Genomic DNA, 24,500 nt, shown 5'->3' on the forward strand with positions numbered 1-24,500 from the left:
AAATGCCGCGCCTGCCGCCTAAATCTAGGTTGGGATTGTATAGTCCTGTTATTCTTCGGACCCGAGCATACCGTGATACAGGAGGTTTCGTGCCTGCTTGGCAAGCACAGACGGACTTTCACGTCCAGGTAGCAATTTAGTTAACGTCAGCCGTTCAATCAAGCCGATCACGCATTCTGCTGTCAGTTCAGGGTCCAGTTCCTCACGGCAGGAGCCCCATCGTTGCGCCGCCAGCAGATGCTTTTTAATATGCTCGGCCATTTCCGCCTTAATGCGCACCGAGTCTGCCGCCTGGTAAAATCCGACACGAGTGATCGCCGGATTGTTAGACAACACGCGAAAAATAGCTTCCAGAAACACTTGTCCCCGTCTCAAAATTTCAGCCTCGCTTAGGTCTGGGCCAATCTTCATGCTTTGTACCGTATCATTCACCAAAGTACGAAAGCTCTCCACAAGCTCCTCATACATTTGTTCCTTGCTTTCAAAATGAATATAAAAATCCGGCTGCGTCAATCCTGCACGTGCCGCGATCGAACTTACCTTAGTCTGATAAAACCCCGTCTGAGCGAACTCTTCAGCCCCCGCTTCCAGTAACAACCTTCGACTTTCCCGACTTCTGACTCCTGCTCTCATCACGGTCTTGCCCCCTTACGCCACAAATCTATCGTATTATAAAGTTCCTTTGCAGTAAGAACAACGGGCTTGAGGATGAAATATACCTGTCCTTCAAAAGTCCTAATACAGAAGGACTGAAAGTTTTGGAAAATCAAGGGCATCTCCCTACAAGGTATAATTAACCAATTGGATGGTGAGCGAGCAGGAATTTATTACGCTCAGTGATGAGGACAATATTTGCGCATCATCTCAATCGTTGTCAGATCATCATCTAGCCCCCGTTGTCGCAAGCCGTCGATAATTTGCTGACGTTCCTGATCCTTGACATTTTGACCGAATTTAAACTTGGCAGTCCATTCCTCTGGTACAATTTTGATCAGAGCGACCCCTTTCAAGCGTGAAGCATACCGAGAATCGCTGGCATCAATCGTGTCATACCCGCCTTCCGGTTGCAGCTTACTCATAAAAATAGAAAAGGCCGATGCTTTTTCTTCCAAATCCACTACATGCTCCGCATGACCACGCACGGTAATACTTTTAAAAAATGATGTCGCAGGACATGCCATATGTTCATCCGTAAAATAAGACGGAATGAGCGCATATTCTTTGGCGGCTGAAAAAGTAACCCGATTATCCTCTTTCATCCGTTCCATCTTTTCTCCAGCACGGCTGCCATGAATATAAAAAACGCCGTTTCCATAAGCGAAATTCAAGGGAACCACACGCGGAAAACCATCCTCGCTGTTCATGCCTAAAAATCCGAAACTGACCTCGCTCAGAAACTGCTCTATTTCCTCTTGTTCTGCCACCGTAAATTCTTTTCTTCTCACAGGGAACTCTCCTTCCATCTATTGACCAATGATACATTTCAGATTATGTTGAAAATGGATTCATAAAAAGATCCAATATGAACGAAAATGAGTGGTCCAATCGAAGGAGAAGAGTATGGATATTACAATTGCTTATCAGCGTGCGCTTCAAAAGTATCATTTAAAATATTTGGCATTGTATCATGCTCTTCGTGAGGGAATCCTCAATGGTTCCCTTGCCAGTGGTACGCGTCTGCCTTCCACTCGTGATCTGGCTGTGATGTATGGAATTTCGCGAGGGAGCGTTAAAGAAGCATACGATATGCTGTTGGCAGAAGGATATGTAGATTCGACAGTAGGCAGAGGAACCTTTGTTATGGAACAGACAGCGACGCTGCCCGACAAATCTCTAATCAGAGAGCAGAACCAAAATTCACCTGTCGCAAAACAAAAAGCCCCTGCTCTATCAGCATGGGGACAACGAATCATGCAGATCGAAAGGGAACGAAACTTACAGTCGTCTCCTGCTTCTGCTACAGATAGAGACAGTGCGCAACCGCCTTTGATTTCTTTCCAGGCAGGAGAAGTTGTATTGGAGGGCAATTCACAGATCGCATGGAAAAGCGCAATGACTGCCGCTGGAAAAGATCTGCAAAGGCCCTCGGCTGATACGACGACTGCACCCGTGAACGGTGATGAATGGCTGCGCGAAGCGATTTGCCATCATGTTGGCAGAACACGCGGAATAACGGCTACCCCGGATCAAGTCGTATTATGCAGTGGTTCCATGGAAGTGATCACGTTATTAAGTCAGTTGCTTATTCATGAACAAGATCGAATTGTATTGGAGAATCCCTGTTATTCCGGCATCTATCGTGCAGTTACTGCCTCAGGCGGACAGATACATGCTGCTGAAATGGATCAACATGGAATTGTCCCACAGGATTGGGATTCAAAATTGCTGTTTGTTACGCCGGGACGTCAGTTTCCAACGGGTGCTGTGTTGCCATTAGCACGCCGTCAACACATTTTGCAATGGGCAGCATCCAAGGGAGCGTGGATCATTGAGGACGATTATGACAGTGAATTCCGCTGGGCAGGACGACCCATTGAGCCGTTAAAAGCACTGGATCGCGCGGAATGTGTGATCTATGTCGGTTCCTTTTCCAAAAGCATGTTCAGCAGCCTTCGACTCGGATTTGCGATTCTGCCCGTTGAATTGGCCCAAGCGCTGACAGCTGCCAAACGACTATATGATCCCCTGCCGCCTGCCCGCTTGGAACAGCGCGCACTGGCACGCTTTATGATGCGCGGCGACTATGTACGCCATGTGCGTCGGATGACTCGAATATACAGATCACGCTACGACGTGTTTCAGCGTGAAATACAGCAGTTAAGTGAACTGTTTCACTGGCATCAGAACGATTGCGGACTACATGCCTATGCCATCTGGAAGCATGAGTCTGTCCAGTATCATCATTTGATGCAGACAGCACGATTTTACGGAGTCACATGGCGTGATGCCGCCGATTATCAACTGACACCGGGACCTCCATCAGCCTGCTTTATCTTTGCCCATTTAACGGAGCAACAAATTATTGAAGGGTTTAACCGTCTGCGCCAGGCATGGGACAGTATCAAACATGAGTATCACGGAGCAAAGCTGAAGCTTTAAAAGGGTGCTCCATTCGCACTTTGTATATAGCAAATTAGACTAATGATAAAGAAGACTTACCCTTCCCATTCCCTTACTTTTTCATATGATGCTAGTAATTCAAAAGAATTGGAGTGAGAGAAATGGCAATTAGTCCGCTTTGTAGACAGTTTGCAGCTATATTAAAAGCAACACCTCAAATCATTAACGGAGTTTGTACTGCATCTACAGTCAGAAATAACATCAAGCCGATCATTTTAGGGAAAAAGACCAGATCCTTTCTTGCAATCCCCCAAGCTTTTTCTTTCGAAAGTATTGGCCGTAACGGAAAAGGATTATGTCTTGGTGAAACCGTGATTTTGACCGCAGAAATTAATCCATTTATTTCTCGACTTCGTAAACATGGTGTCAAAGTAACGGCACTGCACAATCACTGGCTATTCGATAACCCCAATCTCTGGTACATCCACTTCGAAAAAGTAGAAAAGCCGCTTGTTTTCGCCACTGAAGTGCGTGACGCGCTTAATGTCTTGACAACGAAGCCTGTACGGCCGGTTATTAAAAAAAAATAAGCTATCAATAAATGCAAGAGATCCGCTTAGGCGGATCTTTTTTTGTTATGGGCGGAACATAGACCCCTTACGGATGATAAGCAAACATCATATTAAACGTCTGCGCCAGGCATGGGGCCGTAATAAAAATCAGTGAGGAATCCCTTATTTAATCACTAGCCCCAACAGCCCTACAAATGATGAAGCCTGATGCGGTGAAATGATGCAGCCATTCAAATCTTCTATCTCCACCTGTAACCCATCAAATTCGCAATCGCTCAGATCAATCCCTTTGAGCTTGGACTCGGATAGCATCGCTTGATCCAGATTGCAACGGTTAAAAAAGGTTTTTTGTAGTGTTAAATGATACAGATCGGCACTTATTAAAGAACAATCTTCAAAACCAACTTGCTTAAAATTAGCAAAACGGAACATCGAATAATCCCCTAAGCAATCCGAAAAACGAACGTTTTGGAGCCTGCTTCTGGAAAAGTCTGTTCCAAGCAATTTGCAGTTCCTGAACTCTACCCGATGGATAAAGGAACCGGAAAAATGAACATTAGACAGATCGCATTTATCAAAAATGACGTCTGTCCATTCACTTTCCGGCAATGACGATTCCAGGATCGTTACATTTTTAAAAGTCATCTTCTCTAATGAAACCTTAACCGCTTCCACATTATCCAAAATCATATCTTCTACAGACCCCATACGATATTCGCCTTTGGATCGTAAGGAATACATTTCTTCATTTAATACGGGCAAGTCGACAGGAATCTTCGGCAACTCCATTTTAATTTTCATAATACCTCTACCTCCACGATTGAGCGCCCTCTAGGACATTTATATGAATCTATTTTCTATCAATTCTCATACATAGGGTAGCAAAAGTATTTCTCACACATATATTAACGTAGTGAGCACGCTCACGAACCTTTGTTAGGAGGTTGATAGCATGGCAGTACAACTATCTAATCAAGTGTTCTCCATCTCTGTCGGAGATTACGGCGATCTCTCTTCCTTACAGCTGGTAGGGGACACTTTTAATACCAACTATGTCATGAATAGCTCCAACGCACCTAAACAGAATACGTCGGATCATCAGTGGCTGGGTGAACTCATGTTCACCTATCGTCTCGGCAACGGAGCGTGGACTCGGGCATGGACAAGTAATTCTGCTGATGCGCGCCAGATCACCTCTTCTGGAAACAGTGTCCAGGTAGCCTATCAGAATTCATCAAACAATCAGGGAATACGTAATTTCATTTTACATGAAACTTATTCGTTGGTTAACGATTATTTGCATTGGCAAATGAAAGTAACAAACACCTCTAATCAAACGCTGGAGATCGGAGATTGGGGACTGCCGCTTCCGTTTAACGAGTACTGGTCCGGTGGCAATAATGAACAAATTTATGAAACCAGAGTACTCTCACACTCCTTTGTAGGCCATAATAGCTCCTTTATTACCGCCGGACGACCTAGCGGCATCGGACCGTATGTACTGCTAATCCCTGATGCCTCAACGGGTGCTGGTCTCGAATATCAGGACCATTGGAGAACTGAGGAGCATCCCGGCTGCACTTGGGCTATGGAGCAAGGCGGCTGGTCCGAAGGACTGAATGTGTTCTATATCCACTCCAATGTCATCAAGAGCACCAACCGTGGTTATCTCGAAAGCACCAGTCTGTCGCTGGCTCCTGGTGAAAGCAAAACGTATGCCTTTAAATTTTATAAAGTAGCGGACGAGCAGGCTGTAAAGGACAGGCTGTACAGTGAGGGACATGTGGATGTGACCGTGGTTCCGGGTATGATTTTCCCGACCAATCTCAAGGCCAAATTCGATCTGCATACCAGCAAATCCATTACTTCTGTCACAGCGCAATATCCGTCCGAAACGACCATCAGCTATCTGGAAACAGCCCCTACAAACCATAAAATATATGAACTTACACTGGGACGACTGGGACATAACAATATTACTGTAAACTATGGTAACGGCGAAAAAACCGTTCTCCAGTTCTATGCCATCGAGCCAGTCGAAGCTGCACTTCAGCGTCACTCTACCTTCATGGTCAACAGCACCCAATGGAACGTGCCGGGCGACCTGAGGGACAAGGTCTTTGATGACTGGATGATGCAATACAAGGCCAAACGCAACAGCTTTGCTGGCTACTGGGGCTGGGGTGATGATTGGGGACTAACTCACGGCCAGTTTCTGGCGGAGAAAAACGTTCAGAAGCCCGTAGCATCTGAAATCAAGGCAGTCGATGATTATTTGGAGGTGGCCATCTGGACGAATTTGATGGAAGGCCATCATACCGATTATCTGGTTCCTGATTTCCTGATGCCGCAGCCTAATACGACACCAACGTACCGGGGCTATGCCTATCCGCACATTTATAATACATTTTTTAGCATGTATAAACTTGCCAAGCTGTATCCCAACCTGATCAGCTATCGCAATAGCAAAAACACATATTTGCTACGTGCTTATCGTATTTTTAAAGCGTTGTATGAAGGCCCTGTTGCTTATAATTGGAACACGGGACTCATGGGTGAGCTAACTACACCTGATATGATTAAAGCGCTTCAGGAAGAAGGCTTGACCACCGAGGCTAACGACCTGATTGCCAAAATGGCTACCAAGTATAACAATTTCAAAAACACCACCTATCCTTATGGCTCTGAGTATAACTATGACAATACAGGTGAAGAAGCCGTATATACACTCGCCAAAATGAACAACAACACGACCATGATGAGCAAAATCAACGCCAAAACGCGTGCTGCACGCGGTCAGATGCCTGTCTGGTACTATTACGCCGATCCGGTCACCATCACCGGAGAGAATTGGTGGAACTTCCAGTACACCACTTCACTGGCCGGCTATGCGATGGATGACTGGACACGTCGGCATTCGTCCAAGCCCGAAGTGGATCAGCGTCTGTCCTATGCCGCCAAGCTGGCGAACATCGGGGCGATTAACTCGGGACAGATCAGCTCTGATCCTGCCAATATCGGGGCGGTATCGTGGACATATCAGGCGGGCAAGGGCAATTATGGCGCACTCGGTCTGGACGGCGGCCCCCTCTTTAACGGATGGCGCGGGATGTCCGGGGAAGCCGACTTGGGGCTATTTGGAGCCATTAAAATCCTAAGCTCGGATGTTGCTGTAGATCCAATATTCGGCTTGTTCGGCTATGGCTGTGACGTTACAGAAAGCAGTAACAGCTACACGATCACTCCAAAGGACGGTGTATTCCAGCGACTGCATCTGATCACCCAAAAGCTGAGTTTGGAGCTGAATCGGGACCAATATAGCTCGGACATCGTGTCTAAGTCCAAGAACAGCATCCGCCTGAAGCTGAAAAACATGACCCCAGGCACGACTCACACCACCGTTATGAGCTTGACCGGACTTGCGGCAGGTACGTATGACGTGCTCGTAGACGGCACAAAAAACGGATCAGTCACGGCTGCTAACAGCTCTACGACCACGGTCAGACTGAATATCGGTACGGCAGCCAACTATGATATCCGTATCCAGTCGAGTACAGACAACCCGTCTCCCGCCGGAGACATTGTAGCCCGTTATGAATTTGACGAAACGGCCGGATCTACCGCAGCCGATTCGTCAGGTTATGGACAGCAGGCCAGTGTAAATGAAGGTGCGTGGGGAGCCGGACGGAAAGGCAATGCCCTGCACTTTAACGGTACAGACGCCTATGCTAGCCTGCCCGGTGGTATCGTTAGCAGCCTAAATGACTTTACGATTGCCGCGTGGGTACGGGTGAACACGCATAACGGCTGGGCACGCCTGTTTGATTTTGGGGCAGGCACGAATCGGTATATGTTTTTGACACCCAAAGCCGAGGGAACCGGTATGCGCTTTGCTATCACCGTCTCGGGGAACGGAGAGGAACAACAGTTGAATGCGCCAGAGCTGGCAACAGGGGTTTGGAAGCATGTCGCCGTGACTTTGTCAGGCAATACTGGAATGATGTATCTGGACGGTGTAGAGGCGACGCGTAACACGAACATGACGCTGAAGCCATCCAGCCTTGGACTGACAGACCGGAACTACATTGGGAAATCCCAGTTTGATGATCCCTACCTGAACGGTGCAGTGGATGAACTGATTATTTACAACAGAGCCCTAACCGCTCAGGAAATCCGGGGCTTGGCCTCGGCAAGCAGCACCATTACAGCCCATGATGTGGGAGCCCATTCATATGCTGAAGGAGCAGATTAGAATGTATTCATTCATGCCGTTAACGTTTTAGATTATGAATGATTTGTACCGTGAATGATTTGCGTCGTGAATCATTATCGTCGTAAATGATTGGTATCGTGAATGATTCTTGCTATATTAGCTCCACCCCCGGATTACTTAAGTTAAGTCTATAATCAGGGGAGAAATCCGGGGAGATGATGCTTCCGAAGCAAGCAGTCCTTCGGAAAGCTTTTAAAGCGACCGCTTTATCGGGACGATCAGCGGCAGCTTTTCCATCTGGAGAGCGTTTAGCTCCGTCTAATGCGTGTCGTTCTTGGTCTTAAGCGAACCAGTTCCTCACTGGTGAGCTGCCTAGTATAGGAGCGAGGGGAAGAACCTGTATCTACCCTGAGCACCCTGCCTGCCCCGTTGGGGCGGGCTACCCGTGTGTTGAATACCTGCATCGCCCACTGCACCGGAAAGGCTATGGATAAGCGACCATCTGCCGTGCCTGCATAGTTGACCGCAGCTGCATAATTATCTGACTGTCTGAGCCATACAGAGCCAGAATCCCCAGGTAGTGATACGGGAGTCGTACCTCTAATAACCGTCTGATCTTCGAAGGTCAGCAGGCCCAACTCCCCGCCATAATTGATTTGCAGGTCCGTATAGACGGACTCTACCGTGCCATTAACCCGTCCGGTCGTACGCCCAACCTTCTTCAATCTTTCTCCTATGCGATATGCGGTAACATGACCTGGAATCGCTCCTACCGTAGCGTAACGCGGATTGAGTAGGTTGTTACGGGTCGGAAGCGAAAGCGCCGCATCAATCAGGTTTGTACCGGTGGGATTCAAGCGTACGTAACGATACAGCCTTCCTATACGATCCTGAGTAACCGTCCCCCCATCGGCTCCGCCTGGCTGTATTGTAGCCTCCCGATTGTCTGTATTGGAGGGATTAAGGACATGGTTATTGCTAAAAAGATAACGCGTCGCCGGCGCTCCAGTTGGGGCAACGATGAGTCCGGTTGAACCGGAGCCTTCAATCGTCCCGACACTGTAGCCGGCGATGACCGGGCGTATGCGCACTTTGTAGTCCGTGGCATTGGCTCTGATCTTTCCAGTTTTTACAATTCGGACTGGAACGTTCGTTTTCTTTCCTAAGGCGGTGGCCGACAGGAGTCCAGTAGAGGCCGACGCTAGACGGTCCGTATACACAATGACAGCGGCTCCCTTTTTAGGATGGGCAGGGTCCCTGTATCCTACGCCAATGCCGTGGACACCGGACATTTTTAAGACTCGCTTGGCCATCCGCTTTTTCACTTGAAGCGCGGCCGAGAAGGTAGCCAACATAATCATCTCCTTTTACATTCAGATGAAATATTGTATGGCTAAGGCCGCTTCGCGTTCCTTTTGATCTTACGATCGCTGTATTGAAAGGCATATGAAAACATTCCAAAAAATGGTATACTCATTTCCGAAATTGACATCTTATCATTTGATTCTAATGTTCGAGGAGGTACTTTATGTTTTCAATCATGTTGACATACAGCATACAAGCAATTGTAATTTTACTAATTATCTTTGAATGGTTGAGAAACAACAGAAAAAAAATAGGTTGGGGATCACTTTCACTGCTTTTATCTCTTCTTGGTATGGCTGTTTCTTTCGAATTTGGCAATTACATATTGGGAGACCAGTTGCTTTCCTTTTTAGGATTGCCCGCCTGGTCTAACAGTGTTGATAATACTAGGTTTCACTACACCATTTTTCTATCCAGTATTTTTTTTATTCCCAGTTTAATCATTGGATATAAAAATCCTAAAGAGTTTGGAGCTACGATCGGAAAACGGGTTTCTAGTATATATCTAACTTTGATCATCATTTCGCTTTTATTTTTTATTATAAGTATTTTCTCGAAGTAACGTTGGATGTGCGTCGTTCCAAAACAAAAGCCTTCCTCAGCGGGGGGTTTCTGTTTTATCACATTAATTCCGAACAATCCTGGGTGGGTAATTAGATCAAGGAGCTGATATTATCTATAATTCATTTACCTCCATATTTTTTGCTGCGTTAACTGCAATCTCCCTCATAACGTTGCCAAAATTAGAAGCTAGGGTGAGTAAGAGAACAATGTTGAAAGTGAGAATTTCCATAATAACAACAGTTCTGCTGATCGGAGTCGTGTTGTATATCATTGACCCTCAGTGGTGGATCATTGTAGCCTTTGCAATTTTTTTTGTAACCCTTCCTATCTTTTTATTGAAACGTTGGCGCGAAAAAAGCTGAATCAGAGAAAAAGCCTTCCTTGTTGATAGGAAGGCTTTCCACCTTATCCCTTAACCGCTCCCTCTGCGATGCCCTCCATAATGAATTTCTGAAAGAATGCATAGATCAGGATAACCGGGATGGAGGTCAGCACAAGTGCGGCCAGAATAAGCGACCAATCCTTGTTGTACTCTCCAAACAGCATATTGGTCGAGAGAATCAGGGTGTAATGGTTCACATCCGTCAGCATTAACAATGGAAGCAAAAAGTCATTCCAAATCCACAGAAAATCCAAAATCGCGATGGTAACTGTGATTGGCAGCAGCAAAGGAAATATAATGCGAAAGAACGTTTGAAACTCATTACAGCCGTCCATTTGTGCGGATTCTTCCAGCTCACGCGGGATGGATTTGACGAATCCATGATACAAAAAGATCGCCATATTCACACCCAAGCCGATATAGATCAGGGCCAAGCCGTACGTACTGCCTTGAACGGACAAATCTTTTGCCATTCGCGTAAGCGGTATCATAATAGAGTGAAACGGTACCAGCATCGATGCGACAAACAGGAAGAAAATCGCACCGCTCAGTTTCCCCTGTGTACGAGACAGCTTGTAGCCTGCCAGTGCCGAACAGATCACAATGCCACCAATGCCGATAAAAGAAATAATCATGGAATTAAGAGCGCTGTTCAGCAAATGAGTCTGATGAAAAGCCTGACTGTAATTTTCAAAGTGAAGCTTCGTCGGCAGCGCCGTAAAGGATGCAAACATCTCACCCTGTGTTTTAAACGAGTTAATTACCGCCATGTAGATTGGGAAGAAGGACACAACAGCGCCCACGCACAGAATCAGCGTAATCAGTAAGGAATTGGCTTTCTTCAGCCTCATGCCTCCACCTCCCTCTTCTTCATGACGCGCAACTGAATCAGGGTGAAAATAAGAACGATCGCGAACAAAATAACAGATTTGGCGCTCGCATAACCATAACGGAAGTTGTTGGAGAACGCCTCCTCATAAATGTTCATCGTAATCACCTGTGTACTGCGCCCCGGCCCCCCGCCAGTCAGTCCGTATACGACCTCGTACACCTTGAAGGCACCATTCAGCGTCAGGAAGAAACAGATCGTAATCGCATGAGTAATCATCGGCATCGTTACGCTTCGCAATGTCTGAAATGCGTTCGCCCCGTCAATAATAGCAGCCTCCTTCAAGCTTTGTGGTACACCTTGAAGCGCAGCCAGATAGATGATCATCATATAGCCGACACCATTCCAGAGCGACACAATAATGATAGAGAAGAAAGATACCTTCGGATCGCCCAGCCACGATTGGCCCAAAAAGGCGATAGCCGTCTTTTCGGCGATCTGTGGCAGCACGGAAGAAAAAACGAATGTCCACATAAATGCGCTAATAATGGTACTGATCATATTGGGCATGAAAAATATCGTCCGGAAAAATCCTTTGGTACGTGTACGCGACTCAATCAACACTGCCAGAGCCAGTGCCAGTACATTTTGCAGCACAATCATCACTAATACGTATTTAAGAGTAAACCAAAGGGAATTGAGAAAATCGGGGTCTTCCTTCAACGATTCCACAAAGTTCCCCAAGCCGATAAAGCTGTAATTGGGATTCAATCCGTTCCAGTCTGTAAAGCTGTAGTACATGCCGCTGATCGTTGGAATGAGCAGGAAGATAGCATAAAAGATCAGCGCCGGAGCCGTAAACGCCAGTAGCATGACGTATTTTTTATAGATTTTAAAAGGCATGGAGTCTCTCCCTCCTGGTGTAATCTATAGGTTACCGTTACTTGTTCACTTTGTTATACGATTTCCATGCCTTATCCAGCGCCTTAATGACGTCATCCTGCGAGAGCTGACCAGCATAATAGGATTGTAGCGATTTGCCTGCCTCGTCCTTAACCGCTTGCGGGATAGATGGATCTTGGTACGACTTGCCTGCTTTCACGTATTCGGTAGCGTCATTAACCCAAGGATAGCTTTTAAACGTATGCACTTTGGAGATCGGATTAAATTTCAATGCTTCATAGAACGCGCTAGAATCCTTGTCATCCAGCACATAGTTAACAAAATCGAGCGCAACCTCCTTGTTCTTGCTTGTGGAGGATACAGCCAGCGAAGTCGAAGTGGACAAATTGATCAATGTCGCATTGGGATCGTCATTGATCGGCAGCGCTGCTACCCCAAAATCCATCTTCGGATCAGATTTTAAAATCGTTTCCGCAAACCACGGTCCTTGAATCCACATCGCCGCTTTACCCGAGGCAAACGCAGCCGATCCATCATCCCCGCCGATTTCCAGCGCCTTGTCAGTACCGTTGCTATTCACCAGATCAATAATATCGAACATGCTCTTCATTTCGGAAAAGGAGCCTTGGTCCTGATTCATCCGTTCGATAAAATCTTTATTCTGTGTGTTCATCATCGCACCTGCTGTCAGAGGCACGAACAGCTGTGGAATCCAGGATTCCTTGTAAGACAACAGGAACGGTTTCACATTATTCGCTTTCAGCTTCTCCACCACAGCTTTCATTTCGGTCAACGTTCCCGGCGGCTGCAAATCCAAATCCTTAAATATCTTTTTATTGTACAAATAGCCCCATGAGATCGTTTCTAAAGGAACAGCTACGACCTTTCCGTCTTTGGTTGTCACCGAAGGCTTCACACTATCCATCAATTTGTTGACAAAAGGCTGACCGGACAAATCCTCCAAATAGCCCGCTTTATAAAACGGAGGAATTTCATTCACCGCGTGCAATGCAAATACGTCCGGCGCATCGTTGGATGCAAGTCTTGTCTTCAAAATTTGTGCGGCGTTGTCAGCAGGCGGCATCTCCAGTTGCACCGTAACGTCGATATTTTTATCTTTCTTCTCTTTCGCTACGAAAGCATTAATGTATTTATCGTAGTGCTCCTTCAAACGGGGCTGAGCAATAAACATTTTGAGATTCACCGTTTTGCCGTCTCCACCGGAACCGTTGCTGTCACTGCCTGAAGAATTCGCTCCACACCCGGCCAATAACGTGCCAACCAGCATCGTGCTCAATACACATTTCCACATTTTCATGAAAAATGACCTCCCCTATTTTGAAAATAACTGTTGCCCATCGGCAAATCAGTTGTTATTCAAAGCAGCTATGCCGCCGGTCTTCAACCTCTATTCAGCTCTGTGCAAACTTCATAAAGGCCAAATTCCTTTGTACTGCTCGTTTTGTATACGCTTTCATTATAGAATGAGAGGTCACTTCTGCCATTGGACACCCTTAGCTTATTGGATTGGACTTTTTTAAACTTCCTTCCTCATTTCACCGGGTGCCATGCCAAAATGCTTTTTAAATACCCGATAGAAATAAGACACATCCTCATATCCTGCCATCTCCGCGACTGCTTTGATTGAAATCTGTTTATTGACCAGCCATTCCCGCGCCTTTTCCATTCTTCGCTCTACAATGTAGTCCGTTACATTTTGACCATACTCCTGCTTAAATACCTTGCTCATATACTCTTTGCTCACAAAAAAGTTTTTTGCCAACTGCTCCAGTGTAATCGGCCCAGCAAAGTGACTGTCGATATATCGCCGTACTTCTTCTAAATTCAGTTTGTTTTTGTATTTCCGCTGCCGAATGAGCTGATCCAGTTCCTGAACATAGCACGACGATACGAATTCCAGCGCATGTTCTACAGAGGATACGGCATCCTGCGACAGTGGGAATCCTGCCTTTGCCGTAGAAGTACCCAGCCCGTTATCCGCTGCGAGCTCTTTTAGCAGGGAAAGAAGCTCCTGCACCAGCCTGCCCAGCATATGTGGACTTGGTGCTCCATAACTCTCCAGCTCCTGCATAACCTGCCTACAAGTTATGTTCACCCCGTCACGGTTCAACTCATTAAAATAAAGACGCAGCAGTTGCTTATACCGGGTCAGCTTGTGAAAAAACTCATAATCCAGCTCCGTCGCTTCTTGCTGCTGTTCAGCAGCCTTGACCTCCAGATCGTTTTTGCATTTGAGCAACACTGCATTCAGCTCTGCAGGATTGACTGGCTTTAACAAATAATCGACGGCCTTGTAACGGATGGCATGTTTGGCATACGCAAAGTCATCATATCCGCTCACGACAATGATTTTTACATCAGGACAATGGTTATTTAGCGCTTGCAGCAGCTCCACTCCGTCCGCACCCGGCATGTGCATATCAGTAATCACAATATGGGGAGCTAACTCCCCGACCAGCCTGAACGCCTCGTCTCCGTCTTCAGCCTCCCCTACTACCAACATTCCAAGTTTTTCCCATGTGCCAAATGTCTTTAGAATATCGCGGTTCCACGGCTCATCGTCCACAATTAATACTCTGATCATACTTTTCCCTCCTCTGCTGAGGTAAATGGAATGCGGATAGTGACACGTGTACCGACTCCCTGCTCACTATCTATCGTCACTCCGTAGCGCACTCCAAAATTCATCCGTATGCGTGAAGACACATTGCTCAATCCGATATGACTACCCTGCGCCCAGATCGGTTCCTCCGACGCGTTTTCCAGCCTTGCCCGTACTTTTTCCAGCTTGTCCGGGGCCATGCCGTTTCCATTATCGCAAACCGTAATACACACATCTTCTTTCATAATCTCCACCCGAATCCCCATTCTCCATGCCCCCGCCTTTCGATCAAGACCGTGCTGAAACGCGTTTTCCAACAATGGCTGAAGCGATAGCTTAGGCAATCGAATATCCATCGCCTGTTCTTCCGTCTCCACCTGAAACACCAATCTTTGTGGAAATCGCCGTTGCTGGATGCGCATATAGTGTCCCACATGGTCGAGCTCTGCGCGTAAAGAGGCCAAATCCTGAGGTTCCCGTACCACGTAACGGAACATCTCACTCAGCGACCGAATGACTTCATAGGTGTCCTCCGGCTTTTGCGAAAACACCATACTTCCGATCATTTGCAGCGTATTTTGCAGAAAATGTGGATGAATCTGCGCTTGGAGCGCTTTCAATTCAGCCGTCTTTTTTTGCAAATTTATACTGTATTCCGCCTGAATATGCTCGCGAATTCGGCCTGCCATCCCATGCAGACTTCTTTCCAGCAGCCCTATCTCATCCGGGCGTGTACTTGGCTGTCCAATCGGTCCTTTGATCATATCCAACTCCTGTACGGAACGCGCCAAATGAACAATCGGACGTGCAGTCCGCCATGCGATGAAAACGGCAATGCAGATGGAAACCAGGATTGAAATTACGCCGACGATAATACCATACAGCATCGTTGAAAAAGCGCTGTGGTTAATGGAGGAAGTAGGTACGATTTTGACCAGCTTCAGCCCAACTACATCCAGATCATTATAGAATACATAATGTTCAGCAGTTTGAATCATCCCGGGGCCCGGCTTAACGTCATGAAGAGCTGACAGCACACTTGCAGGAGGAGGCGACTGCCGAGCCTGTGCTGGATACATAACCCCGCCATCTGCATCTGTAATAAGCACCTGATGCTGATCCCCTCGTCCCAGCAGGCCCAGCGTCTGATCGAATTGCGACCACAATACATCCAAAGAAATAGCCCCCGTCTGCTTCTGGTCTTCAAAACGCCGAATACTGCGCGTCAAAATAAAGCGTTCCGGGTCAGCAGAGCTTGGACGAATCGAATAATCCTTATTCGCTTGCCACATCTCGGTATACTGTGGGGGAATACCGCTCACTGTCGTAATTTCATTTTGCATACTATTGAAGGTAAACAAGGTTTGCGATTGCTTCAAATAAAGCTGGATGCCGATCACATGACTTCCGGCCGAATAATACACATTCGCCATCGTATTCAGCATTTTTCGCTGGGCATTAAATTGGCTTGAAAGATTGTCAGGCTCGCGCTCATTCAAATAATCGCTCAGATCAGGGCTGATCTGAATGCTGTAAATCAGATGATTTAGACGATCTAGCTGGTCGCTGATATAGATCCCCGTCCATTTCATATTGGACATGTTCGTCTCTACTACTTCAGCTTCCATGGAAGCTCTACTTTTTTCCGCAGCCAGCACCGTGACAGCAATGACCGGCAGCACAGATAGAACAATCATCGTCAAGATCAGCTTGAGCTGAATGCTGCGTCGATACGGGGCCGTCAGCGCCCGGAACCAGTGGACTGCTCGGGTTGTCATAGCGATGCACTCCTCTATTCAGCCATATGCGAAAACGCCCCGCAATTCGCAGGGGCGCTTCATGTACCGGATACTCCCGGAGAATACCTATATGATATTATTCGTGAGTCGGTTTCGGCTCACTATTCATCATTTACGCTTCTTCGATAATTATAACACCCCAAGGCTCTAATGTAAGCGTTTGCTCTTGGGTAACCGCATGCTCCCCAATCAGCTCCTTGCCGTCTCCATGAGGATATACCACCGAGCCTGCTTGTTCGGAATAGTTAAAATAGTACCGGATTGTCCGTCCCAGCTCATTCGTGCCGGATTTAACAATGATCGGATAAGACGCTTCCTGATCCAGTCCCCATACTCCTGCCTTTTTGGCTACAGAGCTGAGTAGTTCGCGGATAACCGCCGGGCTGACGACACAGCCGATGTAGGTCGCTGTTCCCTGACCATAGCGGTTTTGCGTAATCGCGGCATATTTTCCCCAATGCGGATGATCGTAATAGGCCAATACTTCAGCAGTCGTCGGGGTAATCAGCTCCATCCACGTATCTACCTGATTGTCCTCTGCTGCCACCTCAAAAGGATTATTCTTAAGCGTCACCTTCTTCGGCTCCACGAACAAGCTGTAATGAATGCCGCAGGCTTCGCTAATCACGCCCGGCTGCCGGGACGTTCTTACCTGCACATGCTCGTCGGTAAATCCGCTTCGGAATGTGTATACTACATGACCACCTTTCTCCACATATCGGTTCAGCTTCTCCAGTAGTGCATCTGGGGCAGAATAGAGAACTGGGACGATCAAGAGATCATAGTCGTCAAACGATTCTGTACCTGGATGAACGATATCCGTCGCGATATTCAGTTTATACAACTCGTCATACAAACGACGTACGATGTCATTGTAATTTAACGGGCTACTCATATTAAATTTAAACCAGTCAATCGACGTCAATGCTTCGTTGCTGACCAGAATCGCCGTTTTATTTTTCTTTTTCAGGTTGACCAGATGCGGAGACAATCTTGCAAAATCCTTCCCTATGGTCTGTGCTTCTTCATACACAGGATTCGGCTCAAAATCATGGCTCAGCAGACCCTTCCAGTAGGTTTCGAAGGAATTATGGATGGAATGCCAGTGCCAGTATGCCACCATATTGGCCCCAGAAGCCAGATGGCTGAACGCTTGCAGACGCAATTGCCCCGGATAGGGAACCCAGTGGGTAAAGGCCTGCGCTTCCGTTTCCAGCACTAGATAGTTGTTATTTTTCGTCGAACGTGCCACATCGCCACCGAAGGAAATTTCAGTGCCAGTCAGGTCATCCTGTGATGGATGGTAAATATCCACCCCAGTCACATCAAAGGCTTGCGATGCCGCAAAGTGATCCACGTCTGGCTGAACACCAAAGGAATGACCTCTCCACGCAAAATCAAAGTTTTGCGTAACAAATTGGTCCTCCCGCTTATACTCATTCACCAGCGCAACCTGCCATGCCAGAAAGTCCGTCACCAGCTTGCGCTGGAATTGGGAAAAGGCTGCGCCCAAACTTCCATTAATCGTTCCGACCACCGAAGGAAAGTCCTCCCAGCTATTGATGCGATTACTCCAGTAATCCAGACCAAATTTGCGGTTAAGCTCCTCCAGCGATTCGAACCGCTCCCGCAGATACTTTACAAATTGCAATTGCACATTGGGCCCGCTCGTGTTGTAATGCTTCGTCTCGTTATCCGTCTGAAAGCCAATAACCGCCGGATGCTGACTCACCCGCCCAATCAGCTTGCGTATGATTCGCTCGGCATGGAACAGGTACACCGGGTTCGTAATGTCCATAATCTGGCGAGCTCCATATTTGCCCGGACCTTGAGGCGTTGTCGCCAATACATCAGGATGCTCTTTCACCAGCCATGTGGGTACGGCATAGGTGGGCGTCCCCACAATGACTTCAATGCCCGCCTTATGCATGGCGTCCAGCACCCGATCCACAGAAGTAAAATCAAACACGCCGTTTTGCGGTTCATGCGTACTCCAAGTGGATTCGGCAATCCGCACCACGTTGATGCCCGCATCCTTCATCATTTGAATATCTTGGTCCAAACGGTCATAAGGCATATACTCATCATAATAGGCAACACCGTACAGTAGCTTTTTCATCAAGTCGTCCTCCAATTAGGTTCATCAGGATTTTGCAAAATTCAATTCCAGTCGCTCCGAAGTGCAAGATATAGACGAACCAAGCCGCCCTTTAGATTGGCCCGGTCAATGATCACGCTGAAGATCGGAGCGCTAAGTGCATCCCATATACGGGCTAGTACGAATAAAGTACTGATAATAGAAACAGATATGCCAACATAATCCGTATAAATAGCAGAGCAAGCGCTTTCTTTTATATATAAAAGCTTATACTATAGCATTTGTAAACGCTCTTTTATTATAGTTAAATGTTAGATACAATGAGATTGTCTAAGCGGTGTAAAATTTGCCCTAATCGAAGGTGATCTGATGATATTAAATCCTGATGTTGATCCAGCTCTATTTCATGATTGCCAATGGCTGCCCATTATTGACTGGAATGTGAAATTTTTTGGCGCCCATATTCACCGGGTCCAAGCGGATTGGTGCATGCCGGAGGAGTCTCATATCGGTTTTGAAATTGCACTCATTTTAGAAGGTCGTCAGGAAACGATTATGGAAAATAACGTATATTCGGTTGGGGAAGGTGATATTTTAATTATTCCGCCGGGTTTCAAGCATGTTAGTCAATGTGTTTCCCCAAACGGCATGTACTATTTTAGCTCTCATTTTAATGTCGATGATCCATTATTCCGTCAGGAAATGATTAAGAGCAATCAGCTCTTTTTTCCAGCGGGTACTGAAACGAATACCAAGCTGCAAAAGGTCGTCCATAGCTGGATTGACATGGTGCAGGAAAGCGGAGAATATACGACAGCAGACCGTTTTCGTATGCAAATTGCCTTATTTGAGCTATTCGGGATATTCTCGCAAATGATATCTACCGGTTTGGAGCCCAGAATTGCGCCTTCATCCGTTCAATATGCCAAGGCCATCATGGAAGCCATTCAATCAAGGTTTAAGCCTTATCGGGAAGATGAATCTGGCGAGCAAGCATTCCGTCTTGAAGATGTGGCGGCTTCCCTCGGGATCAGTCCCGGCTATGCCCAGGAAGTGTTCCGCAAGGTATACGGTTATTCTCCACGTCACTATCTATCGGAGACCAAGCTGCATGAGGCTAAGGTGCTGATCCAGCAACCCAATCTGCCACTCAACAAGGTAGCTTCCCTGCTCGGATACTCCAGTCTGGCTCATTTCAGCAGACAGTTCAAGCGCTGGACAGGCACCAGCCCACTTAAATACCGCCAGACGTTAAAACCGATTACTGATGAACAAAGGATTAAGATATAAGGACGGATAGCAAAAGCTCCACCGTGTTATTCAACCAAAAAAAGAGCGTGACACCGAATATCGCGGTTGTCACGCTCTTTTGTCTCTATTTTCTATAAGCTGTACCGTTGCCTTAATGATCTAAAATCTTGACCAAGCACTCATTATTCAGATCACAGCCTAATATCCCCTATATGCTGGTGCACCACATACATCATCCCCATCAGGAATACGGCCAAAGCTAAGTAACTGATGCCAAATTTCCAGCGCGATGATGCGGGCACTTCGTAATATTTATCATTTTCAAACGGAATGTAATCAATCCCACACAGCAATCTGAGCTGGTACGCATCCGGCGTCGGTATATGTTCCACACCGTTCAGCCATACATGCTGGACAAGACACTGCTGTGGCAGCTTAAGTGTCTGCTCCACATCCAAACTTTCCATATACACCGTCACATATTGCTGCCCCTCCAAATCCGAGTAGGTATTAAAGGATAATCTGCGTGTGTGCTCCGGTCCGGGCAGTGGATATCCTTGCTCATACAGATGCTGTACGTTCACCAGCGGCTTTTGCAAAAAGGATTGGATCTTGACCTCTCCTTTATTGCGTTTAACATATTTTTTGTACAAATCGTAGGCAAAGAACGCCCATATGAAGAAAAATAAAAAGGATTTTAAATATACTACGACTACAATTCCACCCAATAAGCCCACCAGCCACAGCCAACGCGTCACTGCCGTGGAAATCCGTCCTCCGTCGAGCGGATGAATCGGCAGCAGGTTGATCAGGTTCAGGAAAAAACCGACATACGAGAGCGCATACAACAGGGGACTGCCTGTTGCATAGGCTCCTGCGTATACCGCCATAGCCCCAACCGTCCCCAGTAACGGGCCGCCCATGGCTACATAAGCCTCTGTCTGCGCATCCAAAGGTTGCCGTTTCATTGTAATCAGCGCACCGAGAAAAGGAATAAATAACGGTGCTGACACGGGAAGCCCCTTGCGCTTGGCAGCCAATACATGTCCCAGCTCATGCACAAACAACAGCAACACGAATCCAACCGCAAATCCCCACGGGTAAATGATCGCATATGTGCTAATCGTTATCGCCATAGATATCAGCGCACCGCCAAATTTACTGAATTTTAAAAGGGCAAGTAACGACTTGCCTTTCAGAAGAAGCAATGCTGCTGCACTACCAAGGTACCATTTGGATGAGCCGGATTTGGAATCGGTCTTTTTCTCTTCATTTTGCAAAGGTATCCGTCTCCTTTCTTTAACACTTCCATTGTATCCTGCTATGTGCAGCTTGTAAAAGCTTCTCTAACCCACAGATAAGCACCCAAGTGTCCATCCTCCTGTCTGTTCTGTTATCATGTAAGAAAACGGAATAACCCAGGAAAGGATTACGAATCATGAGTTTTGAACTTACCCGGCGAGCCATCAGACAACTATGCAGTCAAGCCGCTTATGACGACGGGGATGCCTATTACCGGGCCAAAAGAGTGGCCTTTACACAAATAGATCATGATGAAGGTGTGTACGAAGCTACGGTCAAAGGAAGCAGCTTTTATGCTGTTGCGGCGATGATCCGATCCAATGGAAGTATCCGAGCAGAATGCACCTGTAGCACATTTCAGAACACTGGACGATATTGTAAACATATCGCAGCTGTTCTCCTTAACGCCCATGATATACGCCGTGGAAAAAGTCTGTCTGTGCGCTCCTATGCCTCCAGGCTTCATCCCGGTACTGCCCCAGATACAGCAGGAAGCATGGATTCAGACGGGATGTACACATCTACAGATGCTCCATATGATCACACTGCTAGAACGGCACGATCCTCTGACATCACACGAGGCGATCTCCAGCTGACCGACAGTATGTTAAAACTATTTGACCGCAAGCGACCGCTTCGCAGCACACCAACCCTGCTGGATACTCGCGCGGTCTTGGATTTTCAGTTCATCATCCGGCCTTTTGCCTACGGTTACCAAAAATATATGTTTGGTGTGGAAATGAAGGCTGGGCCCAAACGATTATATATCGTGCAGAAAATTCGTCCGTTTCTGGATAGTATTGACCGTGGGGATAGCTACATGTTCACGAAAAGCTTCTCATACGAGCCTGAGGTATACCGCTTCCGACCTGAACATGACGCTATTCTCCAGCAATTATCCCAAGTGTGCCACCATGAGCGTATGATTCGGGAAACCTCAGGCACGTATTCATCTTCCAGTAGTCATATGAGCGGCGAGCGAATGCTCCTCATCCCGCCTGCGGCTTGGGAAAAGCTGCTCCCCTTGCTGACAGCAGCACAGGGCGTCTACTTTGAAATTCACGGAAACATGAGCGAGGGTATTCCCCAGTCCGACCTGATGCTTCCGCTGCAATTTGAATTTGATGAGGCCGAAATCGAAGGCTACCAGCTAAGCATTCAAGGATTAGATGACTTGACCATCATGGAAGACTATGGTGTCGTCATTGCCGATGGCAAGCTTGTCAAACAGAAAGCCGATCCCTTACGGCGTTTGTCCGAGCTAAAACGGATGGTAGAAGTACACCACAGGCGAAAAGTTCAGATTGCGCCAGAGCAGATGGAATCTTTTATGGACAAGGTTGTACCCGGGTTAATGAAGCTCGGACGTGTTCATATGACTCGGTCCGTCTCAGATCGGGTCACACAGCAGCCATTGAAGGCAAAGCTATATCTGGACCGGGTAAGAGACAAGCTGCTGGCAGGGCTGGAGTTCCAATATGGGGATATCATCATCAACCCGCTGGAAACAGATACACGAACGCCTGGTATCGACCGAATTCTAATACGTGATGGGGAACAGGAGCAGCGGATTTTGGAGCTGATGGAGCATAGCTCCTTTGCCAGAACAGATAGCGGATATTTTATGGAAGATGAAGATGCAGAGTATGATTTTTTGTATCATACTGTTCCGCAGCTGGAAAAGCTGCTGGACGTCTATGCTACAGGTGCAGTCAAAGCAAAAATAAACAATACTCTGCCTACCCCAAGGATACGCGCGGAGTGGGATGAACGTACAGATTGGCTTGAATTTAAATTTGATATGGAGGGCATACCGGAACCGGAAATTCGCAAACTGCTCAAATCGTTAGAGGAAAAACAGAAATATCACCGTCTGCCGAATGGTGCCTTGCTGCCGCTCGAAACAGAGGAGTACAAGGAATTGATTCGGTTCATGAATGAAACAGGTATCCGCAAAAGTGATCTGGATGCAGCACAAATTCGTGTTCCCGTCACGCAAGGACTGTACTTAATTGATCCTCACGATCATGGAAAAAATCTGACTTTGGGTAAAACCTTTCGCAAGCTACTGGAAAATATACGCAACCCAGACCATCTCGACTTTCCAGTTCCAGACATGCTTGCCCCAATCTTGAGAGATTATCAGGTTTACGGCTTTCAATGGCTTAAGACATTGGCGCATTACCGTTTTGGGGGCATTTTGGCAGATGATATGGGGCTGGGTAAAACGCTGCAAAGTATCGCCTTTCTCGTCTCAGTATTGCCGGAGATTCGCAGCCAGCAGCTTCCAGCCATGATCGTGTCCCCTGCATCACTGGTGTACAACTGGCGGAATGAGCTGGAGAAATTTGCTCCACACGTCCGCGTCACTATCGCAGATGGCAGCCCGGAAGAACGCGGCCGAATCATACGGGATGCCGCCAGTTATGACGTCGTCATTACGTCCTATCCGCTGCTACGGCGCGATGCAGATGTGTACAGCAAGCCATCGTTTCATACGCTCATTCTGGACGAGGCGCAGGCTTTCAAGAACCATGCCACCCAGACGGCACAGGCTGTTAAGGATGTAAAAGCTCGTTACCGGTTTGCCCTGACAGGAACGCCCGTAGAAAATACGCTGGAAGAGCTGTGGTCCATCTTTGACGTTGTATTTCCCGCGCTATTTCCCGGCGGGAAAAGAGCGTTTCACAACCTGCCTCGAAATGTGATCGCCAAGCGGGTTCGTCCGTTTTTGCTGCGCCGTCTTAAGAGTGATGTCCTCAAGGAGCTGCCGGAGAAAATCGAATCCGTGCAGGTATCCCGGCTTCTGCCAGATCAAAAAAAGCTGTACACCGCCTATCTGGCCAAGCTTCAGCATGAAACGTTGAAGCATCTCAACGAGGAAGGATTTCAGAAAAATCGGATTAAAATTCTCGCAGGCCTGACCCGACTTCGTCAGCTCTGCTGTCATCCAGGCTTGTTCATCGAAGGATATACAGGTAGCTCTGCCAAATTTGAACAGCTGTTGGAGATCATTACGGAATGTCTCAGCTCCGGGAAACGGATGCTCATTTTTTCACAGTTCACCACAATGCTTCAAATGATCGGACGCGAGCTTGCTCGAGAAGGGGTGTCCTACTTTTACCTGGATGGGCAGACTCCCGCTCTGGAACGAGTCGAGCTGTGCAGTCGCTTCAACGAAGGAGAACGCGAGCTGTTCCTGATTTCCCTAAAAGCAGGAGGTACTGGCCTGAATCTCACTGGTGCAGATACGGTCATTTTGTATGACCTGTGGTGGAATCCCGCTGTAGAGGAGCAGGCTACCAACCGAGCACACCGAATGGGCCAGAAAAAAGTCGTGCAGGTTATTCGTCTCGTCGCCCAAGGTACGGTAGAGGACAAAATGTATGAGCTGCAACAAAAAAAGAAAAATATGATCGACCAGGTCATTCAGCCGGGGCAAGAAACCCTTTCGGCACTGACCGAGCTGGAGATTCGCGAACTGCTCATGATCTAGCCAACTCTCCACGCTTATTTTTACGTTAGTATGACAATTCCAC

General features: G+C 47.2%; 18 protein-coding genes. 6 read left to right on the forward strand and 12 right to left on the reverse strand.

Annotation, left to right across the window (positions count from 1 at the left end):
* Positions 1-48: 48 nt before the first annotated feature.
* Entirely contained in the window at positions 49-633 is a 585-nt protein-coding gene (locus tag ACUYLD_RS10600; protein ID WP_043882439.1) for a TetR/AcrR family transcriptional regulator, read from the reverse strand.
* Between the two features lie 200 nt (positions 634-833).
* A complete protein-coding gene (locus ACUYLD_RS10605; RefSeq protein ID WP_446674973.1) occupies positions 834-1,445 on the reverse strand; it encodes a pyridoxamine 5'-phosphate oxidase family protein in 612 nt (203 codons plus the stop codon).
* Between the two features lie 115 nt (positions 1,446-1,560).
* Between ACUYLD_RS10605 and pdxR the strand changes: the two genes are divergently transcribed.
* Together pdxR and ACUYLD_RS10615 are read left to right on the forward strand one after the other, a co-directional pair.
* Complete coding sequence (gene pdxR / locus ACUYLD_RS10610; RefSeq protein WP_446674974.1) at positions 1,561-3,099, forward strand: MocR-like pyridoxine biosynthesis transcription factor PdxR; 1,539 nt, start codon at positions 1,561-1,563, stop codon at positions 3,097-3,099.
* Positions 3,100-3,221: 122 nt separating this feature from the next.
* On the forward strand, positions 3,222-3,650 hold the full coding sequence (locus tag ACUYLD_RS10615; RefSeq protein WP_061831282.1) for a DUF1259 domain-containing protein: 429 nt from the start codon (positions 3,222-3,224) through the stop codon (positions 3,648-3,650).
* A 144-nt stretch (positions 3,651-3,794) separates the two neighbouring features.
* Here ACUYLD_RS10615 and ACUYLD_RS10620 read toward each other — a convergent pair whose 3' ends face one another.
* Positions 3,795-4,433 (reverse strand): pentapeptide repeat-containing protein, encoded by a 639-nt coding sequence (locus ACUYLD_RS10620; RefSeq protein ID WP_446674975.1) that lies wholly within the window; start codon positions 4,431-4,433, stop codon positions 3,795-3,797.
* Between the two features lie 151 nt (positions 4,434-4,584).
* On the opposite strand from ACUYLD_RS10620, the gene ACUYLD_RS10625 reads away from it, so the two are divergent.
* Positions 4,585-7,884 (forward strand): DUF5695 domain-containing protein, encoded by a 3,300-nt coding sequence (locus ACUYLD_RS10625; protein ID WP_446674976.1) that lies wholly within the window; start codon positions 4,585-4,587, stop codon positions 7,882-7,884.
* A gap of 269 nt (positions 7,885-8,153) precedes the next feature.
* Here ACUYLD_RS10625 and ACUYLD_RS10630 read toward each other — a convergent pair whose 3' ends face one another.
* On the reverse strand, positions 8,154-9,200 hold the full coding sequence (locus ACUYLD_RS10630) for a hypothetical protein (RefSeq protein ID WP_134904622.1): 1,047 nt from the start codon (positions 9,198-9,200) through the stop codon (positions 8,154-8,156).
* A 173-nt stretch (positions 9,201-9,373) separates the two neighbouring features.
* Between ACUYLD_RS10630 and ACUYLD_RS10635 the strand changes: the two genes are divergently transcribed.
* Positions 9,374-9,772 carry a hypothetical protein gene (locus tag ACUYLD_RS10635; protein WP_250259466.1) on the forward strand — a complete coding sequence of 133 codons (399 nt, stop codon included), beginning with the start codon at positions 9,374-9,376 and terminating at the stop codon, positions 9,770-9,772.
* Positions 9,773-10,179: 407 nt separating this feature from the next.
* Here ACUYLD_RS10635 and ACUYLD_RS10640 read toward each other — a convergent pair whose 3' ends face one another.
* From ACUYLD_RS10640 to ACUYLD_RS10670, 7 genes are all read right to left on the reverse strand, one after another.
* Complete coding sequence (locus tag ACUYLD_RS10640) at positions 10,180-11,007, reverse strand: carbohydrate ABC transporter permease (RefSeq protein WP_446674977.1); 828 nt, start codon at positions 11,005-11,007, stop codon at positions 10,180-10,182.
* On the reverse strand, positions 11,004-11,888 hold the full coding sequence (locus ACUYLD_RS10645) for a carbohydrate ABC transporter permease (RefSeq protein WP_023986930.1): 885 nt from the start codon (positions 11,886-11,888) through the stop codon (positions 11,004-11,006). The genes ACUYLD_RS10640 and ACUYLD_RS10645 overlap by 4 nt, the downstream gene beginning before the upstream one ends.
* A gap of 37 nt (positions 11,889-11,925) precedes the next feature.
* The gene (locus tag ACUYLD_RS10650; RefSeq protein ID WP_235307185.1) at positions 11,926-13,206 is read right to left on the reverse strand and encodes an ABC transporter substrate-binding protein; all 1,281 of its coding nucleotides are present in this window, start codon (positions 13,204-13,206) and stop codon (positions 11,926-11,928) included.
* A gap of 219 nt (positions 13,207-13,425) precedes the next feature.
* Positions 13,426-14,493: a response regulator transcription factor gene (locus ACUYLD_RS10655; protein WP_254351244.1), complete on the reverse strand. Its 1,068-nt coding sequence runs from the start codon at positions 14,491-14,493 to the stop codon at positions 13,426-13,428.
* Positions 14,490-16,289, reverse strand: coding sequence for a sensor histidine kinase (locus ACUYLD_RS10660; RefSeq protein ID WP_446674978.1), 1,800 nt, complete (start codon positions 16,287-16,289; stop codon positions 14,490-14,492). Before ACUYLD_RS10660 ends, ACUYLD_RS10655 begins: the two co-directional genes overlap by 4 nt.
* A 133-nt stretch (positions 16,290-16,422) precedes the next feature.
* On the reverse strand, positions 16,423-18,429 hold the full coding sequence (locus ACUYLD_RS10665; RefSeq protein WP_446674979.1) for a beta-galactosidase: 2,007 nt from the start codon (positions 18,427-18,429) through the stop codon (positions 16,423-16,425).
* Positions 18,430-18,470: 41 nt separating this feature from the next.
* Positions 18,471-18,665: an MFS transporter gene (locus ACUYLD_RS10670; protein ID WP_322161728.1), complete on the reverse strand. Its 195-nt coding sequence runs from the start codon at positions 18,663-18,665 to the stop codon at positions 18,471-18,473.
* 112 nt (positions 18,666-18,777) lie between these two features.
* Here ACUYLD_RS10670 and ACUYLD_RS10675 point away from each other — a divergent pair, with 112 nt between their 5' ends.
* Entirely contained in the window at positions 18,778-19,698 is a 921-nt protein-coding gene (locus tag ACUYLD_RS10675) for an AraC family transcriptional regulator (RefSeq protein ID WP_250259472.1), read from the forward strand.
* Positions 19,699-19,850: 152 nt separating this feature from the next.
* On the opposite strand, the gene ACUYLD_RS10680 is transcribed toward ACUYLD_RS10675, so the two are convergent.
* Positions 19,851-20,939 carry a site-2 protease family protein gene (locus tag ACUYLD_RS10680; RefSeq protein WP_254351248.1) on the reverse strand — a complete coding sequence of 363 codons (1,089 nt, stop codon included), beginning with the start codon at positions 20,937-20,939 and terminating at the stop codon, positions 19,851-19,853.
* A gap of 158 nt (positions 20,940-21,097) precedes the next feature.
* Between ACUYLD_RS10680 and ACUYLD_RS10685 the strand changes: the two genes are divergently transcribed.
* A complete protein-coding gene (locus ACUYLD_RS10685; RefSeq protein ID WP_446674980.1) occupies positions 21,098-24,457 on the forward strand; it encodes a DEAD/DEAH box helicase in 3,360 nt (1,119 codons plus the stop codon).
* The last annotated feature ends 43 nt before the right edge of the window (positions 24,458-24,500 follow it).

This window comes from Paenibacillus sp. SER-28 (assembly GCF_052906305.1).

Coding starts and splice junctions, on each gene's coding strand:
- ACUYLD_RS10620 (WP_446674975.1), bottom strand. CDS start 4,433: ATGAAAATTAAAATGGAGTTGCCGAAGATTCCTGTCGACTTGCCCGTA.
- ACUYLD_RS10625 (WP_446674976.1), top strand. CDS start 4,585: ATGGCAGTACAACTATCTAATCAAGTGTTCTCCATCTCTGTCGGAGAT.
- ACUYLD_RS10660 (WP_446674978.1), bottom strand. CDS start 16,289: ATGACAACCCGAGCAGTCCACTGGTTCCGGGCGCTGACGGCCCCGTAT.
- ACUYLD_RS10630 (WP_134904622.1), bottom strand. CDS start 9,200: ATGTTGGCTACCTTCTCGGCCGCGCTTCAAGTGAAAAAGCGGATGGCC.
- ACUYLD_RS10635 (WP_250259466.1), top strand. CDS start 9,374: ATGTTTTCAATCATGTTGACATACAGCATACAAGCAATTGTAATTTTA.
- pdxR (WP_446674974.1), top strand. CDS start 1,561: ATGGATATTACAATTGCTTATCAGCGTGCGCTTCAAAAGTATCATTTA.
- ACUYLD_RS10615 (WP_061831282.1), top strand. CDS start 3,222: ATGGCAATTAGTCCGCTTTGTAGACAGTTTGCAGCTATATTAAAAGCA.
- ACUYLD_RS10640 (WP_446674977.1), bottom strand. CDS start 11,007: ATGAGGCTGAAGAAAGCCAATTCCTTACTGATTACGCTGATTCTGTGC.
- ACUYLD_RS10685 (WP_446674980.1), top strand. CDS start 21,098: ATGAGTTTTGAACTTACCCGGCGAGCCATCAGACAACTATGCAGTCAA.
- ACUYLD_RS10650 (WP_235307185.1), bottom strand. CDS start 13,206: ATGAAAATGTGGAAATGTGTATTGAGCACGATGCTGGTTGGCACGTTA.
- ACUYLD_RS10665 (WP_446674979.1), bottom strand. CDS start 18,429: ATGAAAAAGCTACTGTACGGTGTTGCCTATTATGATGAGTATATGCCT.
- ACUYLD_RS10675 (WP_250259472.1), top strand. CDS start 18,778: ATGATATTAAATCCTGATGTTGATCCAGCTCTATTTCATGATTGCCAA.
- ACUYLD_RS10655 (WP_254351244.1), bottom strand. CDS start 14,493: ATGATCAGAGTATTAATTGTGGACGATGAGCCGTGGAACCGCGATATT.
- ACUYLD_RS10600 (WP_043882439.1), bottom strand. CDS start 633: ATGAGAGCAGGAGTCAGAAGTCGGGAAAGTCGAAGGTTGTTACTGGAA.
- ACUYLD_RS10645 (WP_023986930.1), bottom strand. CDS start 11,888: ATGCCTTTTAAAATCTATAAAAAATACGTCATGCTACTGGCGTTTACG.